This is a genomic window from Kothea flammea (genome assembly GCF_052161645.1).
Classification (GTDB): domain Bacteria; phylum Planctomycetota; class Planctomycetia; order Pirellulales; family Pirellulaceae; genus Laterigemmans.
Genome location: NZ_CP197414.1, coordinates 7,359,418 through 7,377,056 on the forward strand (window position 1 = coordinate 7,359,418; position 17,639 = coordinate 7,377,056).

Below are 17,639 nucleotides of genomic sequence, written 5' to 3' on the forward strand. Positions count from 1 at the left end.
TTTCCGTGGACGGAAACTTTCTTTTTTGAGAGCTTGACTCACCGACAGACTGTAGGTACCGTGATCACCTACAGTTTGTCGGTTTGCCCGATTTGGAGCTAGACAGCATGGCGAAACGCGAGGCTAATCCACTCACCGAAGCTCAGCGGGAGATCATGGAGACGGTCTGGGAACTGGGCGAAGTGACCGTCAGCGATGTTCACGTCAGGATTGCGGAGCACCGGGCAGTCGCGCGTAACACCGTGCAGACTTTGATGGTCAGATTGGAGGAAAAAGGCTGGCTGCGGCACGTCCAAAGAGGGCGAAAGTTCGTTTATTCAGCCGCCAGAACTCGCAGCAAGTCGCTTGGAGCTCGCGTTGCGCACATGGTCGATTTCATGTTCGCTGGTTCACCCGAGCAGATGGTTAACGCCTTGCTTGAACACCGGAGCCTCTCGGAGAGCGAATTGCAGAACATTCGCGAACTGATCGAACAGGCCGAATTGAAAGTGAGCGAAAGAAACGCCTCTGAAAGCAAACAGCCACCCCAAAAGGGACGTAAGCAATGATCGATTTCACAGCGAATTTGATGCTCGACGTCTCCATTTTGATCTGGTTTACGACGACTCTGGTCCAAGTAACGTTGCTGGCGAGTGCCACGCTGATCAGCAGCAGGCTAGCACTCAAGAACCCAGCCGCGCGGCACGCAATCTTTGCCACCGGCCTGGTGTTGATCTTGGTTTCGCCGATGAGTGCGTATGTCTTCCAGCGAACTGGGCTCGGGCTTTTGTCCGTGGGGACGGCAACTGTTGGTGATCGGCTCCTCAGTGGCTCGCCGAATGGCGATCTGCTTAGACTGGCAACTCGCGACTCCGCCTTTGCAGGCCGCATGCCCGCAAATTTTGACCAGCAGGTAAAGACTGGCGAGAAAAGCACTGATGCGACGAGGCCCACTGCCGCGGCCTCGCAGCTGAACGCACGGTTTCTAAATGATGGCTCGCTGGAGCCGAATCTTAGTCAACTAACTCAGCAAGAGCGGTCCGCTGGCCTGACTTCGTGGTCTGCGGACAACTATGCAACCTTGCGGATCATAGGTTCTCTGCTGTGCCTCGCGTGGCTGTTCGGAAGTGTGATATGCTTGATTCGCTGGATCGTTGCCACGTTAAGATTATCGAAAATAATTCGCAATTCAGTTGCAGTGTGTTCTCATAAAATCGAGTCCGCGTTCAGGGCGGCCTGTGAAGCAGTTGGTTGCGAGAGCAAGATTTCAGAGGTGCGCGTGTCAAGTGATGTTTCCACGCCCATTGTGGCAGGGGTATTCACACCAAAAATTTTGCTTCCCGAGGATCTTTATGAGCAAATCTCAGTCGAACCAATGACTGAAATTTTTGTGCACGAGTTGGCTCACGTGATTCGTCGGGACCAATATTTTCTAGTCCTGCAAAATCTGGTTCGATCGCTGTTCTGGGCTCATCCTCTTGTTCTCCATGTCAATAGCCGGCTGACTCGGGCTAGCGAAGAGGTATGTGACAATTTTGTGTTGGTCGAGAACGGTACCACTTCCTACAGTCGCACTTTGTTGCAGGTCGCTCAGCTCTGTTCCGGTCGATCGAATCCGCTGGGGTCGATCGGTGTCGTTGGTTCTGGTTGGTCATTGCGCGAGCGAATTGCCGGATTACTGGATGGGCGTCGAGTGTTGGCAACGAGCGTTAGTCACCAAGGCAAAATCGGGACTGTGGTGTTAGCGGTGGCGATGAGCAGCGTCTTACTGGCAACGATCAACTTAGACAATGCGGCGGCAGTTGCCCAACGAGAATCGCTAGCCGATGATCTCAACGAAGTGGAGTCTACGGATGATTGGGTCAGGGGCGAAGGGGATAATTTAGAGTTTCGACTCCGGGGCCGATTAATTGGTGGTGTCGCGGGGACACCGCAGAGCCCTCAGGTCGAAGTCAAGATACATGAGCATCCGCATCCGGCAAGATCGCTACCGGTGTCAATTACAGGTGATCAGTATGAGGTCTGGATACCCGCCAAAACGCTTCGCTGGTTCAGCCTTTCGATCGTGGGAACCAGCGAGGATGGCCGCGTCGCGGTCGCTGGAGCTGGCGGCGCCAACCTGCGGTCTGCGATGGTCCGAGGTATGGACCTTGAATTCCAGCGTCCAGTAAGAACGCTCAACTTAAAGGTCCTGCACCAACAGCAGGCGGTTGCGAGTGCAAAAGTGAAAACGCTCGTCAGCGGACCAGGAACGGGCGTCTTAGACACCTTCGCCACGACCGATGCCAACGGAGAGGTTGAAGTTGGCATCATTGCTGGTGGAAAACTTCTTAGCGTAACTGCTTGGTCCGATTCTAGATTGCTTGGTGGTTACCAGTTTACGCGCTTACCTGCTCGGGATCCAAGCGCATCCGAGCTTGTGATTGAGATGGTGGAGTGTGGAGATCGCAAGACCTACGTCGTCGACGAACTCGGAGAACCGGTCGCTGGCGTAGGACTGACATTGTCGGTGGCCACTCCGCTCCCGCGTGTCAACTACTTCGGCAATCCGATCGGGAGTGAGGTTGTGACGGATGAGACGGGAACGGCCACTTACCGTTGGTTCCCGAAAATTGGTGAGGCATATCATTATGCGGAGCTGAAAGATGAGCGGTGGGTGCTGACGTCACAGAGCAATTCAGAGGACGGGGTAGAAGTGGTCGTCGCGCGCCCTGCGGAGCGGGTGCTTGTTAAGGGGAGCGTTTCAAGAGGAGGGCAATATGTGGGGGGCGTATTGGTGGAGGCATCCAGTTTCCAAGCGGAAACCGAGGGCCACCGGGATGTTCGTTACGCGATGACAGACCAGGATGGCAACTTCGCCTTCGATGCATTGCCAAACTCGACATACTCCGTATTTGTCTTGGACGATCGGTGGGTTTCGGAACCGCAAAACATTTTGCCAGTTGACGCTAAAACGGAGGAAATTACCTCGCCACATCTGGTTGCGTTAGACGGACACCCGGTGACCATTCAAGTTACATCTGGAAAGCAACGCGCGCCAATCGCTGGGCAAGCTGTGTCGCTACGGTCTCCAATTTCAGTCTCTTGGTTTGAAGACGGAGTACGAAAAAATGGAAGTTCTGCTCGGGATACTTGGGTAATGACCAACAGAGATGGCCTGGCCGTTGGCTATGTGCCTCGCGGGGAATTAAAGGCGTCCGTGTATAGCTCGACCTGGAGGTCGGAGGCGGAAATTGTTGTCAGTCCAGGGGAAGAAAATCGCGTGCAGCTCCATCAAGAAAACGCTGTCAGCAGCCAAGTGGTTGGTCGTCTTATTGGTCCGCGGGACGGTGCGGTCGACTTTGGAACGGTCACCATCAAAGTGCAAGCCGTTGATGGTCAACTTGGCGATGAGTTTACTCCGCAAGCAGATGAAGCGGGTAGGTTTGAGGTAGCGACCAAAGCAACTGCCGTGGGCTGTTTTGCCATAAGTGCGGACGGAAAATACGCTGGCTCGGCGTTAATAACTGACTTTTCTCAACCTTTTGATTTGAGCCTGCTGCCCACTGGATATGTGACTGGGCAGCTTATCAATGAAGATGGAAAGGGGATTGCCAGCTATCCGGTGACAGCCACGAGTGCCATTCGCAATCGAGAGCCCGGCATAAGAACTACGGGTTTTTCGACGAACATGACCATCATAACTTCGACCAAGACGGACAAGAATGGTAATTATCGCATTGGTCCGTTGCCGAGACTGACCGAGGTAACCCTCACCTGCGCGGCGCTGGCTGACTCGGCTCCTCTGAATGCTCGTTATCTTCTTGAACAGTGCTATCTTAAGTTGAATGAACAGCGTCCTGCGAGCATCCATCGACTCGGCTCAAGCCAGGAAAATGAGAACGAGTTGACGACCAGCCAGCGGGTTGAACGTATCATGCGAGATGCCCAGTTGGGCGAGTATCATGTGATAGCAATTTTGACTGACTACTCAGACACGAAGTGCAGAGAATTCGTCGATAGGTATCTGCTGGATTACCAGACAGATCCGAATGTGGGCAATTTCATGCAATACCGCATTGACACGGGCGATGGGGGGAGCGGACAGGGTAAGGTTTACGCTCGTGAACGCGCGTGGCCAATACCACCTGCAGGCGACGTTGTGGCCGTCGCGATCGATGCGGCCGGGAATGAGTTAGGACGTTTGAACATTGATGTTTCAGTTAAAGAGTCAGTCAATGACACCAGGAAATTTCTGGCAACGCATTCGCCGGCGGTTGTCGACGGGTACGGCAAGTGGGACGACGCGTTTGCTTTGGCCGGCAGAACGAATCGACGCGTGTGGGTTCGCATTAGTCAGCGTTATTGTGCTCCCTGCCTTAGGTTAAACCGCTGGTTAGACGATCATCGCGAGCTGCTGGGCAAGGAATTCGTGATGCTAAAGATCGACGATGTTCGGGATCGCCACGGCCGGGAGCTAGCAGAGCAGGTTACGGCTGGGCGACGAGTGGGAGTGCCTTTTTTTGCGTTCTACGATGCGGAAGGACAAGTGCTGGTTGATAGTTACGGGCCAACTGGAAATATCGGCTTCATGCTGGGTTATGAGAGCAAACTACATTTTCGCAAGATGCTGGATGAGGTTTGTCAGGTGCTCAGCGATGACGAAATCAACCAGCTTATTGATAGCCTGGGAGATTAAGAAGAATTTGCAGGGAAACCAGGCGTCAGCCCGCAGCGATTTGTTTTTTGGCTAATCGCAGTAAATAGCTTGGTTAGCTTAGCGATTTCACTACTCATGCTCCGTGCAGCCAGGCCCAGTGATTTGCATACAAAGAGCTGCGACAAGCTGGCGTTTCGTAAGAAATTTTCATCTATGATTGACGTGTTCTAAATTCGCGCCGATTCCAACACAACACTTGCATTACTGAACACTGACAGCCTCGCTGGGACAGGTCCCGCTGATTCATTCAGCTCGTCTAATTAGGATTAGATACGCTTTGTATCGCCCAGGTAGAGATGTTCTTTGCGTTGGTTGCGTTTGGCAGCAAGCAGTACGCCTGGACGGGGTTGAATAGGGGGATCGTGGGGGCAGACGCGTTGTTTTCGAAGGGCTAACCACCGGTTGCTGGCAGCTTCAATTCGACTCCTGTTTTTACTTCTCCCGGTTGCAAATCAAGAAGCATTGTTGAGCCGGCGGGAACCTCAGCGGCGTTCAGGTAGAAAGGCGCCACCTGGATATAGTGTGCACCAGGTCGGATAAACTTCAGCTCAAATGCGCCGTCGTCAGCGAGCCGGGTTGTCAGATCAAAATAACGGTTCTCAAAAAGGATCCTTGACGTGAGCACGGACCTCTAAACCGGCAACGGATTGCCCATTTGTCGCAACAACCTTACCTCGAACGGTCGCCGGACGTGTCAACTGAATAGTGATATTGTCAATCAACTCCCCTGGTTGAGAACCGAAAGCCGACGAAACTCCGTTGGCCCAGGTTCGCCATTGCCGGTACTCGCCGTCATGTGCGACCATACTATATTGAAATCCCCTACCGGCCGGCATTACAGAAGTAAATGCCCCCGTGGCGTCGGTCTTGACACTGAAACGGGTGTCACCTGTCAATGAATTTCCGCTCCCTGTTTTCGCCGGCGCCTCGGTGGCACCTTCCACAGGATTGCCATCGGGATCAATTACTCTGCACTTGAAGATCGCACCTGGTTCAACGAAGATCGTAATCGCTTCCATGTTCACGCTGAGATCGAATGTTAGATCATCGAGATTTCTCTGAAACTGTCCGTCGACTATCGACTCACGCTCATGGGGATGCTTCGCCGCCGGGGACCACCAACGACCGATCGTTCGTGGTATGTACGCAGTGAAAGGCCCAAGCTGCTGCGAACAAGAATGCGATAAGATTCGGGGTGAACGTACAGACGATAGCGGCCTTGAGCGTCAGTGGTTGTGGAATCGACGACGAAACCAATCATGACGCCATCCGCTTGATGGGGGCCATGCTCACTGCGAACTTCAACATTGGAAGCGGGCTTGCACGCGGCGTCACGAACAACACCTTCAATCAAGCTGCGCTTGCCAAGAATAACCTTCAAATCTTCTTCACCTAGCTTCTGCTGGGGATTATAATGAGGGCTGAAGCCATCTTTGCGAAAATAAACCTCCGCTTTCTGATTCGGGCGATCAAGCTGGTCAACCAGAGGCAAGGCCGCCGAGCAATGACGGTAGAACCAATCAAAAACGATCGTCACGAAGATCATGCAGGTGGCTTTCAGAGAAATGTCCAGCAACATAGCTGCCGAAAGATAGTGACCTTGGATGATCATTTAACGCCCCTCGCGACGAGCTTGCTTAATTAACGATTCCAGCTCGGAAAGACTCGCGTCAGACAACTTCTCGGCTTCCAACAATGCAGCCACTGCATCACTCGCAGAACCATCGAAGAAAGTAGCAACTAAGTGCTTCAGTGCTCTTTTACTCGCCGATTCCTTGGACTGCGTGGGGCGGTAGACGTACTTCGTCCCTTCCTGGCGATGGTTCAGCAGAAGAAACATTTGCTTGGCTTATTGGCTTCGTTGCTACAAAACCAAATCCCGTGTCACGACAAGCACCTCGACATAGGTCTCTCGGCGATGGCAAAGCTGTCTCCGGCTTCGCGAGCGAACCAAGCGGTTTCAGCGATACCTACACTCAAAACTGCGAAGAGCTCAGCTACCAAATTACGAGAGGTCGCTGGCAGGTAGAAAAAGGCGAGCCCTCGGCTGCCAAGAACCTGCTGCCGCTGATTCACGGCGAATCGCACAGCCAACGCATCGCACGCTCCATGCCCCTCGGGGTTCGTTCACCTCGGTAATAGAGGAACACGGTCAGTGCGGCCAGAAAGATCACCGCCAAGCTGGCCGAAAAGGGAACACTCATGGCATCTCGCCAATAAGCGGTTGGCGTCTTGCCGTGGAGCGCAGCGAAGAGCCACAGCGGCCAAATGTGAGCAAGATGATGCAGGATATAGATTGAGAACGAATAGCGGCTAAAGCGGATTGCGAGCTTGAACCGTCTTTTCCAACGTTCGGAGCGCTGCGAATCATCGATAAAATGCAGCAGGAGCCCGAACACCACCAACGTGAGTCCCATTGTCCCGATAACGTATTCAACCGTTGGTGGGAACATTTTCCAGCCAGGCAACACATGCCGAAATCCAGAGGTGGCAGCGGAAGCGCTGAGTTGAAATGACAGCCACTGGAGGCCAAGCGCGAATGTCAGCAGTATCAGCCCGATCCGAATCACCGACCTTCGATCGCTGCGAGGCGTCGTACCCTGTCCGCATAATTGCCGGCCAACGACGAAGCCCACCAGGGGATAGGAGATCCAAGGGAAAAAGGGGATATATCCGACCACAAAGAAACCGATCATAATGCCGGACAAAGTTAGATCGCCGTCGTAGTAGTTCTCTGGCCAATAGGCGTGGTAGTCGGCCATGCCTTGAAGAATGGGGCTAACAAAAACCGAGCCGGCCGCAGCCGCAAGCAAAACGGAGTCAGGCAGATTTCGCACCCCGTTTAACATCAACAATGCCGTGCCAATCAGCGTGAGCACATCCCAGTTGAAAGTATCCTCGGGCAACCACACAAGGGTATTGAAGGCAAAACCAACACCCAAAACAAACAAGCCGCGTCGAATCGATACTTTGGAAATGTCTTCTTCCGAAACTCTTATACGTTGCTGCTCACTCCATAGACAGTAGCTTAGCCCCGCGAGAAACGAGAAGAGCGGAGCGCCAAATCCAGATATTATCGGCACCACCCCGGAAAGGTTTTCTAGAAAATGAACCCACACCATGACAAAGATGGCCACAGTTCGCATCACGTCAATCGACAGATATCTGATCAAATTAAGCTCCAAACTGGCGATTATTTAAGACAACCAGTCATTCCGTTGATTGCGTTTCTAAGCGTTTTTGACGAAGTCAGGAAAGTGCGGGCGTTGTGCGGCCTATGGGGAGTCGGCTTCCATTGGCTGGTTGATCATCACTGGAGTTGTCGCATCTGATGCTTCCAGGCTGGTCAAAATATCAAACGTAGAAAACACGACCTGAATCACTAGTAGAATAATAATCGCCCATTCCAGCTGATGTCCTGTTCGAGCAATCATATAATCACTGGTTCGTTGGGCGCAGCTATCGTAGAGCTCCGTGAAGGACTGTAGTTGTTCGCTTAGAACCTCATGACGATGGGCGAGCTGAGCCCGCTCACGATAACGCTCCGATGCCTGACTGGCGTAGGTGGGCGGATACACGTGTGGTGCATGGATTGCTGATGATAGACGCTCCAGACGGCTGCGAAATATGCGCACCGCATTGTGATTCTCAAGCAATTGCGCCCGTGCACCGAGGTGACGTTCACCAAACTGAAAACTCAGCGGAATATCATCCTCCCATCGACTCCAATTCGCAGCCAGCTCGGATTCCAGTCGACCGACTTCTCGCTCTAGAAAGAACGCTTCCAGCATCGCCTCCATCAGTGGAACGATTCGATCCTCGGTCAGCGTGAAAATAACCAGACGTGCGTCAGATTGCAGAATCGTGCAGCCCTGTAACTGCATGTTGCGAATCATTTTCACCGCAGCCTGATCATCAACGAGCCATGCTTGTGCCGCCACTAGTATCGTCTCAGGTACTGGTGATTCCACTGCCATGACTTTCATGACCACCTCTGCTGGCTGGGCGGATAAGCTGGCATCCAGCTCCTGAACTTGCACCGCAAGGGGAGGTCGCAACTGGAACGACACTCGATTGCTCGCCAGGGACTGCGGGATCGCCTCCAGTCGCTCACCGAGTTGGGGTTTATTTGCATCGACGAAGCGAAACTTGCGCTGCGGACATTCCTGAAATCGGTCTTCATTCATCAATGGTTATCTCCTGGTAGCAGCTCGGTTCAACCGAGACAGTCTTGGATAAATTCTGGTTGCCCGATATTAGCTGACGCTGAATCAATTCAGCTGAGATCCAGTGTGCAACGTAATCTGCCGAGTCAAGCACTCCGTTGAGCGTCGAGTCGAAAAGGTAATCACCAACGAACATGAGTTCTGGATGTTGCTGGGGTTCGGGTTGGTGACGTTGATCGTGTGGCAGCGGATGTCGGCCAGCCGGAATCGCATTCACCGCGTTGGCCCAGCGATGGATACGCCCTTCCAAGAACTCGGCACGTCCTGACTCCAGCCAGCTAGGAAGCGAATCCAGAGCTGCTTCGATCAGCGCGTCATCAGACCAGTTGACGCGAGCGGTCGCTGCCTCACCGGCAACCAACCAACCAAGCACTCCATGCTTGGGTTCGGGTACACGAGATGATTCATCGTAGAGACAGGAACCATCGAATTGGTCCAGCATCCAAAACGAATCCTGCAAATGGCGGTGCCAGAATCTCGATTTGAACAACAAGGTGATCCGCAGGTAATGAGCTGGAAAATGGTAGTGTTTCAGGTGCCGGTCAACTGCTTGCTCCAGAATTCGATCGGGGAACATGAGCGACGGGATAGCATCATGAGGCAATGCAATAACGACCCAGTCAAAGTCCTCGCTGATGGTTCCCTCCGACATCAAGCGACTCGTTACTTGGTACTTCCGCCCATCCTTCTTAGCGACCGATAAGACTGGGCGATTGGTATGAATAGTTGCCTGCAAACGCCGCACAAGCTCCTGAGGGAACCGTTCGTTGCCACCGTCGATCCCGTAAAGTGCCATGTATGCAGGATCATTCATTAAGTAGTTATGAAGCCCGTAGCGCAGACTAGTTTTGTCAGGCTCTGTTGCCAAATCGCTATGAATTTGAACTGCAATGTATCGGCGCGCGTTGTCGTCTTGAAGATGGTTAAGGAATGGTTCAAAGGAAGCCATCGTCGCTTGCAGATCAAGGCCCCCCTCGGGGTCATCCGACGAACAGAACGCCTGGGGCCCGACGGCATCTCGAGCGAGACAGTCAAACCGCATCAATTCACTGCGTGCGAATTCGCCGAATCGCGATGCAACATCGTCCAAGTTTGCAATCACACAGTCGTCCAAGATACAGGCTGCCCCGCCCATGGAGCGAACGGGAAGGCCGAGTTCCTGAATCAACTCCTTTAACGGATCTTCGCCGAAATGCGAGTAGTCATAAAATTCAGCAGCTCCTGCCTCATAGCGCACATTTGCGGATTGAAATGACGGCGTGATAATTTTTCCGCCAGTCCGCCCCGAGGCTTCGAAGACCGTGATCTGGATCGGGACTGCTGAGATCTGCTCAAGTCGGTAGGCGGTCATCAGACCTCCCGGCCCCCCTCCTATAACAGCAATTTTTACAGAGGACATTCAAACACTTTAAAACGCATAGGATAAAGACGAGGGAGATACCCAGCTTCCCGGAACCTCAAACAGGCAAGCAATCGAAACTAGGGTTTACCAAACTCAGTTGGTCGAATTCACGCTGTTCGGGGCACCATTCACGAGCCCAATTCATAGGCCAACCACAGGCCTCAGCAAAACCCTTTATTCAGAATTCAGACCAGGCCACTCCACGTCGCCACCTCCGGCGCCCAGTCTTCCGGGTCCCGGCCTGCCAGTGCCCGGCCTGCCAGCGCCCGGCCTGCCAGTGCGGGGTCTACCAGCACCGGGGCTGCCTGGTCCAGGGCCGCCGGCCCTTCCGCCACCTCGCTGAAAATCTGCCGAAGGGGTTCCACGATGAAAGCGAGGAACAACAGGCCATTCCTCTGTCATGAAATAGGCATAAGTGCCTGCGGGAAATTCAGGAGTGACGGTCTGACGTCCATTACATTCGTCGAGGTCTCCGCTTCCCGCGACGAATTCATAGTCTTGGATGAAGGTGCCGTCATATTTGCCACCAGGAGCATTGCCGGCTGGGCGATCACCCTTTTTGAGCTGGTAACTTGACGTGAGCTTTTCGATAGTTGAGTTCGGTTCTTGCGGGTTGCTATAACCGTAAACTGCGTAAATCGGGAATCCATCAGCGGCCCATCCGATCAATGGAGAATGCTCACTTGATTTCAGCTTCACCGTATCCAGCAGCCCAGTCGGGAGTCCGTGGTAGTGATATTTCCCGTTCGGCTGGACATGGGCATGCGAAACGTCGATTCCCAAAGCGATTGCCCCGGAGAGAGGTTCGTAACGCCAATTTCGATCTCCAGCGTAGACCTCGGCGGCGGACGGGTCGAAAGGCACGCCGTTGATAGCAACTCCAAACTCCCCATTCATCGGCGTTGCTTCGTCGGCAACCTGCGGATGTGCGGGGATACGGTATTCCAATCGTTGGGGCGTCATGCGGTTTGGATTTCCGCGACTTGGAAATTGGCCGACTTTGTGAGCTGGAATCGCATTCGCTATGATAATACGCTGGTCGCCGACAACTTTGATTGAAACCGCACTGTCAACATCGGGTGTCACCGTCGAAGGCTGCGGAATGAGTTGCCCTTTTTCATTGACGCGGTGAGTTCGCTGTGCCAGGGCAACACTCGGCATTGCGAGTGCAAGGGCGGCAAGCGCCAGTGCTCCAAATACTAGAGTGCAAGGGCGGAAACTAGCTGTGGAATTCTTCACAATAAGCTCCTCTTCTAGAAATCAAATAAGTTACATTTTGAAAATGTGTGCTAAGCTGTGCGACAAGCGAAACGCGGAACACAAGCTGAAAATCACAGCACACTTCGGCCAGCGAAGATTCATGCGTCGTTGACCACGCAATGGGGCCAAATTTTTTAAAAAATGGCAATTTCCAGACACGCCACTAAACAGATGCTGAGCAGGCGGTCGAAGCGTGGGTTAGCAAATCAATCCGCTGCAGTATTTTTTTAGGAAAATCTCCGCCATTTTAAACTAGGCAGGCAACAACAACGCGATGAACGGCGAAGTGACCCAGGTTCTGCACCAAATTCAAAACGGCGACCAGCAGGCAGGCAGTCAATTGCTGCCGTTGGTGTACATGGAGCTTCGTCGCCTTGCTTCGCGTAAAATGCTTCACGAGAAGTCGTCTCACACGCTACAACCAACGGCCCTGGTGCACGAGGCCTTTCTTCGTCTGGTGGGGGGAGAGCATGCTCAGTCCTGGGACTGTCGCGCGCATTTTTTCGCAGCTGCGGCTGAGGCGATGCGACGAATTTTAATTGAATGCGCGCGGCGGAAAAGCACGGAGAAGCGCGGCGGTGATAGGCAACGCGTCGAACTTCCGATCGACGATGCGGCTGTCGCTTCTGAAGACTTGGAATGGTTGTTGGCTCTTGACGAAGCATTAACGAAGCTGGCTTCCGAAGATGCTGACTTGGCACGCATCGTCCAGTTGCGGTACTTTACGGGCATGACCGTCGACCAGACGGCAGAACTGCTGGACGTTTCGCCCCGGACAATCAAACGCAATTGGACGTATGCTCGAGCGTGGCTCCGTCGGGAAATGGAGGGATGAGCTGTGCTGCGATCTGAGAAAACAATTTTTCTGCAAGCATTGGAACAACTGGGGCCAGCTGAACGCATCGCTTACCTTGATCAGGCCTGTGGTGACGACGCCACGTTAAGGGCATCTGTCGAGCAGTTACTGGAAGCGAGCGAATTACCCGGTAACCTGCTGGATCAACCGCCAATCTCGTTGCCCTTTCCTGAGGCAGAACTTTTGTCGGGCAATCAGTTGATTGGCCAAACGATTGGCGTCTATCGACTAATGGAGCAAATCGGCGAAGGTGGATTCGGGCTTGTCTTCGTCGCTCAACAGGAGCAACCGATCCGTCGCAAAGTAGCGCTCAAGATTGTTAAACCGGGCACGGGATCGAGAGAGGTGATCGCTCGATTTGAAGCCGAACGACAGGCTGTCGCGATGATGGATCATCCCAACATCGCTCGCATTTTCGATGCCGGTGTAACTCCCGATGGTCGCCCCTATTTTGTGATGGAGCTTGTGCGTGGAACGCCGATCGTGGAATTCGCGGATTGTTGCAGAATGACGATCATTGAACGACTAAAACTGTTCATCGATGTTTGCTCAGCTGTCCAGCACGCCCATCAAAAAGGCGTGATTCATCGCGATATCAAGCCTTCCAACGTGATGGTAACCCTGCATGACGAAAAGCCTATTGTCAAAGTCATTGACTTTGGTATTGCGAAAGCTATTGGCCAGTCGTTGACAGATAAGACTATTTATACTCGCTTTTTCTCAATGATCGGCACTCCGCTTTACATGAGTCCCGAGCAAGCGGAGATGAACGGACTGGATGTCGACACGCGGAGCGATATCTACTCGTTGGGAGTACTGCTGTATGAACTACTCAGTGGCACAACGCCCTTCGAACGCGAACGACTTGACTCTGCGGGGCTTGATGAAATGCGGCGGATCATTCGCGAAGAGGAACCGCCACGGCCGAGCAGACGAGTGACCATGTTTGGCGACAGGCTCACTACCATTTCAGCATACCGACAGGTCAGTAACAGTCAGTTTTCAGCCTCGCTTGACGGCGACCTTGATTGGATCGTGATGAAGGCGATCGATAAGGACCGCGTCCGCCGATATGACTCGGCTACTGCAATGTCAACTGACGTTTCAAGATTTCTAGAGCAACAGCCGATCGAAGCTCGCCCACCTAGTATGAGCTATCGCCTGCGAAAATTCGCCAGACGCAATCGAGTGGTTCTTTCCACCGGGGTCGTTGTATTTCTTTCAATGTCTCTGGGGACTGTCGTGAGCCTGTGGCAGATGCGACTTGCCATGCAGGAACGCAATGCTAAGGAAATGGCTCTACAGGAAATTGAACAGTTTTCAGCCAACGTGACGAAAGCACATGCGGCGATTGCTATCGCTGAAACCTATGCCGACTCGCAGCAATGGCAGCAGGCAAGAAATCAGTTTGACACTGCAGTTCAACAGCAACCAAGCTACTATCTTCCATATGTCAGTCGCGCGCAATTCTTTATTCGCTTGAACCTATGGGAGGAAGCAGCGGACGACTACGCCAAAGCCATCGAATTGGGAGCGGCGACCGACACGCCGCCATGGTGGGGAACTGCCTCCCTGTTCGCATGGACGGATCACAACGCGGCACTTGCTGGCTTGTCAGCTCCCCTCGAACAGCGGATCGCCGCAGGCCAGAGAATCGAAAGCTGGGAGTATTTACGTTTAGGTCTGGCAACTCCTGGCCAGCTAAGTTCTGCATCATATGCAGAACTCGCGAAAACCGCAGAAGCATGGCTCGGCGACATGCGTCGGCCGGGCTCACGCAGAATGCCCACCCGCAGTCATCAGCCACAGCATCGACGTGCCCCCACCGGAGACGCAGGCGTCTCACGGCCACCCAGAACAGGACAACGGAACTTGCCTGACCCAGGATTTCTACCAAGACCTGTCTGCGAATACGTCTGCGGCCTCGCGCATCTGAGGGCTGGCGACTTCCAGCGGGCCATCGAGCGATTGAGAGAATCTGAAAACAACAACTGGCCCGGTGTCGGACTGATCCAAGCACCACTTGCAATCGCTTACGCCGCCACAAATCGCCAAGAGGAAGCGTTGCCTGCACTGCAGGAGTCGCATGCGGCTATTATTCGAGCGGCCAGTAATCTGCTAACCGACGATGGGCGTCGACGAACTCAAACACCGTGGTTTGACTTCATTGAGCAGCTGCAGATTCATCGAGAAGCAACCTTGACAGTGACTGGAGTAATCCCCGGTAATTTCGAGCTGCTCGAACAACTCCGCCTGCAGGCTCTTGACCAAATTCAGCATTGACCTCATCTCCGCACATGCGTCGAGACGAATCAAGCTCAAACATATTGAAAAAACATATCGGGAACAGGCCTCGCCACACACATCGCGAGGACAGGAGGACAGGAGGACAGGGACAGGTTTTGTTGAGGTCGCGGCGAAGACAGGGACAGGTCGCGGTGATATAGTCTGAACATGGGCGACGGGAGGAATTTTGGGCTGGCGACGGTCCTGCCGTAGGAAAAATTGGGCGAAGGGAGGCAAACTACGCTTGTTTTTGCCGAATTCTTGTCTTTCGGCGCACACCTTCAGCCCCAACCAACGGCTAAATCTTTTTTTTGGCCGGAGACTCGGTGCCGATCCGCTGTCAACCGCAATCGACTCGCGGGCTATGTGGGGGCCAGCGGTTCCGTACTCGCTTGATCCTCCCGCGACGGCGTGTTGCGGGCAAGGAACTTCATGCTGGCGATCAAAGCGTGACCACCCAAGTCAGCGTTGCTCCGCCTACGCAATTCTTTGATCTGCTCCCGCAATCCATCCACATCAATCGGCTGGCCACTCCGCCAACAAACCTCACGCATCTGCTCCGCAGTTAACGCTGGATGGCTTTGCAAATTGGGTCGCGCCTGGATCGCCAATTGCCACAACAAATTGACGTAAGAAGCGAAAGTCATCGGCAAACAACCCAGGTCCTCTTCCATCTGCCGGCGACGCTCCTGCACTTCCTCCAGCGTCAGATCGTTAACGACCGCCACCGGTAAACCGTCCGCTTCCCCAAACAATTCAATCGGCGAAAGCCAATCCGACGAATCCACCGCGCTCCCATCAAGCGTCTCCAGCCGCTCGCGAATCGAAACCATGGCGTTAGGATCGTCGAGCGAATCGACGAGGTGGGCTTTCAGCGGATTGAGATCAACGTAAGCCATGCAGGCCAATACGTGCTCTTGCTCTTCGAGCGCATTGAGCTTAAAACGTTCCTCAAAGAAGTGACCTGTACACTCGTCCTCAATGTTACACTTGCGAGCTACGGTCTGACACATCAGCTTGACGAACCAAGAGATATCGGAAAGCCGCACCCTGAGTGCTTTTACATACTCGGGCTCGCTGAGGATCGCATCGATTTCACACTCCCGAATTTTCCCGCCATTGTTTCCTCGAGTCGGTTTCCTCGAAGTGATCGACAGCCAGCGGATGGCTACTTGGCGATCGGACATCTGCTCGACCAAGTCGGGCCGGTTCCTGATGACGCAGTGCCAATGATTTGGCATGATAGCATAGGACAGTAAGTCTAGGCAGAATTTTTCAATTAGAAACTTCATCCGCGCACGAAACCATTCTCTGCGGTGTGAGTGGTCGACTCCGGTGAGCGGATCAACGCCGTGGAGATAGCTTCTGCGAGTGGTACGGTTGAAACAGTGGTAGACGCCGTGCTGAGTGGGATCGTAGACGGCGGAACGGGCACCGCGAGGCATAGCAAACCCTCCAGAAAGTGGAAACAACTGGAACTGTACGCCCGCATCTTAGCAAATTTCCGCGCATACCCAACCCCCTGCCGGGAGAATTTCAAAAATAACCAATGAACACATTGACACAGCTTGATTGACTACAAAATTTACCCTGGTAGTTATCTCGCCGGCATCAGCTCTTAATTACTTAGCACCGCCCCACCACCAGCGAGGCGTTGTGCCCGCCGAACCCAAAGCTATTGCTGAGCACATGGTCGATCGTCATGGGACGAGCTTCGTTGGGAACGAAATCAAGATCGCAATCGGTATCAGCCTGATGGTGATTGATCGTTGGCGGGGCAGTTTGATAAAGCATTGCCTGTAAGCATGCAGCCAACTCCACCGCACCGCTCGCTCCCAACAAGTGCCCCACTTGACTCTTCGTACTGCTGACAGCGATCGACTTTGCATGGCCGCCAAAAACACGATGAATGGCTGCCACCTCCGCGCGATCACCCAGCGGAGTGCTGGTGCCGTGCGCATTGATGTATTGAATGTCGCCAACGCTGAGTCCAGCATCTTGAATTGCCATTTCCATCGCGACCGCGGCACCGCCTCCGTCTTCTCGGGGTGATGTAATGTGATAACCGTCGCTACTAATGCCACCTCCCATCAAATAGGCCAACGGTGCACGACCGTGAGACTTCGCATGATCGGCTGATTCCAGAATAAAGGCCGCTGACCCTTCGGCCATCACAAATCCATCCCGTTCCGCGTCCCACGGGCGCGAAGCTGCCGTGGGATCATCGTTGCGGGTCGATAGAGCCTGCATCCGCGCAAAACCACTGATCGCAATCGGAACGATCGCCGCTTCGGCGCCCCCGGCAATCATTAAGTCGGCTTGACCACTGCGAATCATCCGCAACGCATCGACAATCGATTGATTCGCCGAAGCACAAGCGGTTGCGACGCAGGTCGTGGGCCCCTGTAACCCGTACTGGATGGATACCAGACCACTGGCGCTGTTGGCCAGCAACTTAGGAATTGTGTATGGCGAGACCCGGCGCGGCCCCCCTTCGAGCAGACGACTGTGCTGATCTTCCAACTCTTGCAAACCGCCAATCGCACTGCCCATCGCCACCCCGCAGCGAGTGCGGTCAATGGAGGCAAAGTCCAATCCGGCATGCCGGACCGCCTGCTCGCTGGACCACAGCGCAAATTGGCAAAAACGATCCAGCCGCTTGCGATCCTTGCTGTCAAACATCTCCCCGCTAATCGCTTCCCAATTCTTCACCTCGCCAGCAAAATGAACTGGCAAGTAATTCGCATCAAAACGTTCAATCAGCGATATCCCACTCTCACCCGCAATCAACCGTTGCCAAAAATTTGCCAAGTCACAACCCAGGGGACTGGCCAAACCATAGCCAGTGATTACCACATCCCGATTTCCGCTCATTGGGGTACCGATCTATCCAAGGTGTTTTGAGGAATCGCTAAAAGGTGCTGTCATAAA

The 17,639-nt window shown here is 53.6% G+C and carries 13 protein-coding genes; 4 read left to right on the plus strand and 9 right to left on the minus strand.

Going from position 1 to position 17,639, the window contains the following annotated elements; all coding sequences use genetic code 11:
• The first annotated feature begins 107 nt into the window (after nt 1–107).
• The gene (locus tag SH139x_RS27495; protein ID WP_488352916.1) at nt 108–548 is read left to right on the plus strand and encodes a BlaI/MecI/CopY family transcriptional regulator; all 441 of its coding nucleotides are present in this window, start codon (nt 108–110) and stop codon (nt 546–548) included.
• The gene (locus SH139x_RS27500; RefSeq protein WP_488352917.1) at nt 545–4,657 is read left to right on the plus strand and encodes a M56 family metallopeptidase; all 4,113 of its coding nucleotides are present in this window, start codon (nt 545–547) and stop codon (nt 4,655–4,657) included. The genes SH139x_RS27495 and SH139x_RS27500 overlap by 4 nt, the downstream gene beginning before the upstream one ends.
• A gap of 620 nt (nt 4,658–5,277) precedes the next feature.
• Here the strand turns inward: SH139x_RS27500 and SH139x_RS27505 are convergent.
• From SH139x_RS27505 to SH139x_RS27535, 7 genes are all read right to left on the minus strand, one after another.
• Nucleotides 5,278–5,697, minus strand: coding sequence for a hypothetical protein (locus SH139x_RS27505; protein ID WP_488352918.1), 420 nt, complete (start codon nt 5,695–5,697; stop codon nt 5,278–5,280).
• 56 nt (nt 5,698–5,753) lie between these two features.
• Nucleotides 5,754–6,290, minus strand: a complete 537-nt coding sequence (locus tag SH139x_RS27510) for a carboxypeptidase-like regulatory domain-containing protein (RefSeq protein ID WP_488352919.1) — start codon at nt 6,288–6,290, stop codon at nt 5,754–5,756.
• Nucleotides 6,291–6,518 carry a BlaI/MecI/CopY family transcriptional regulator gene (locus SH139x_RS27515; protein ID WP_488352920.1) on the minus strand — a complete coding sequence of 76 codons (228 nt, stop codon included), beginning with the start codon at nt 6,516–6,518 and terminating at the stop codon, nt 6,291–6,293.
• A gap of 232 nt (nt 6,519–6,750) precedes the next feature.
• Nucleotides 6,751–7,863, minus strand: coding sequence for a heparan-alpha-glucosaminide N-acetyltransferase domain-containing protein (locus SH139x_RS27520; protein WP_488352921.1), 1,113 nt, complete (start codon nt 7,861–7,863; stop codon nt 6,751–6,753).
• A gap of 90 nt (nt 7,864–7,953) precedes the next feature.
• Nucleotides 7,954–8,865 (minus strand): hypothetical protein, encoded by a 912-nt coding sequence (locus tag SH139x_RS27525; RefSeq protein ID WP_488352922.1) that lies wholly within the window; start codon nt 8,863–8,865, stop codon nt 7,954–7,956.
• On the minus strand, nt 8,858–10,303 hold the full coding sequence (locus tag SH139x_RS27530; RefSeq protein WP_488352923.1) for a flavin monoamine oxidase family protein: 1,446 nt from the start codon (nt 10,301–10,303) through the stop codon (nt 8,858–8,860). Before SH139x_RS27530 ends, SH139x_RS27525 begins: the two co-directional genes overlap by 8 nt.
• A 177-nt stretch (nt 10,304–10,480) precedes the next feature.
• Complete coding sequence (locus SH139x_RS27535) at nt 10,481–11,467, minus strand: YHYH protein (RefSeq protein ID WP_488352924.1); 987 nt, start codon at nt 11,465–11,467, stop codon at nt 10,481–10,483.
• A 373-nt stretch (nt 11,468–11,840) separates the two neighbouring features.
• Between SH139x_RS27535 and SH139x_RS27540 the strand changes: the two genes are divergently transcribed.
• Together SH139x_RS27540 and SH139x_RS27545 are read left to right on the plus strand one after the other, a co-directional pair.
• Nucleotides 11,841–12,401 carry an ECF-type sigma factor gene (locus SH139x_RS27540; protein WP_488352925.1) on the plus strand — a complete coding sequence of 187 codons (561 nt, stop codon included), beginning with the start codon at nt 11,841–11,843 and terminating at the stop codon, nt 12,399–12,401.
• 3 nt (nt 12,402–12,404) lie between these two features.
• The gene (locus SH139x_RS27545; RefSeq protein ID WP_488352926.1) at nt 12,405–14,705 is read left to right on the plus strand and encodes a protein kinase domain-containing protein; all 2,301 of its coding nucleotides are present in this window, start codon (nt 12,405–12,407) and stop codon (nt 14,703–14,705) included.
• 365 nt (nt 14,706–15,070) lie between these two features.
• Here SH139x_RS27545 and SH139x_RS27550 read toward each other — a convergent pair whose 3' ends face one another.
• Both SH139x_RS27550 and fabF read right to left on the minus strand, forming a co-directional pair.
• Nucleotides 15,071–16,153, minus strand: coding sequence for a transposase (locus SH139x_RS27550; protein WP_488352927.1), 1,083 nt, complete (start codon nt 16,151–16,153; stop codon nt 15,071–15,073).
• 181 nt (nt 16,154–16,334) lie between these two features.
• The gene (gene fabF / locus SH139x_RS27555; RefSeq protein ID WP_488352928.1) at nt 16,335–17,582 is read right to left on the minus strand and encodes a beta-ketoacyl-ACP synthase II; all 1,248 of its coding nucleotides are present in this window, start codon (nt 17,580–17,582) and stop codon (nt 16,335–16,337) included.
• Nucleotides 17,583–17,639 lie beyond the last annotated feature (57 nt).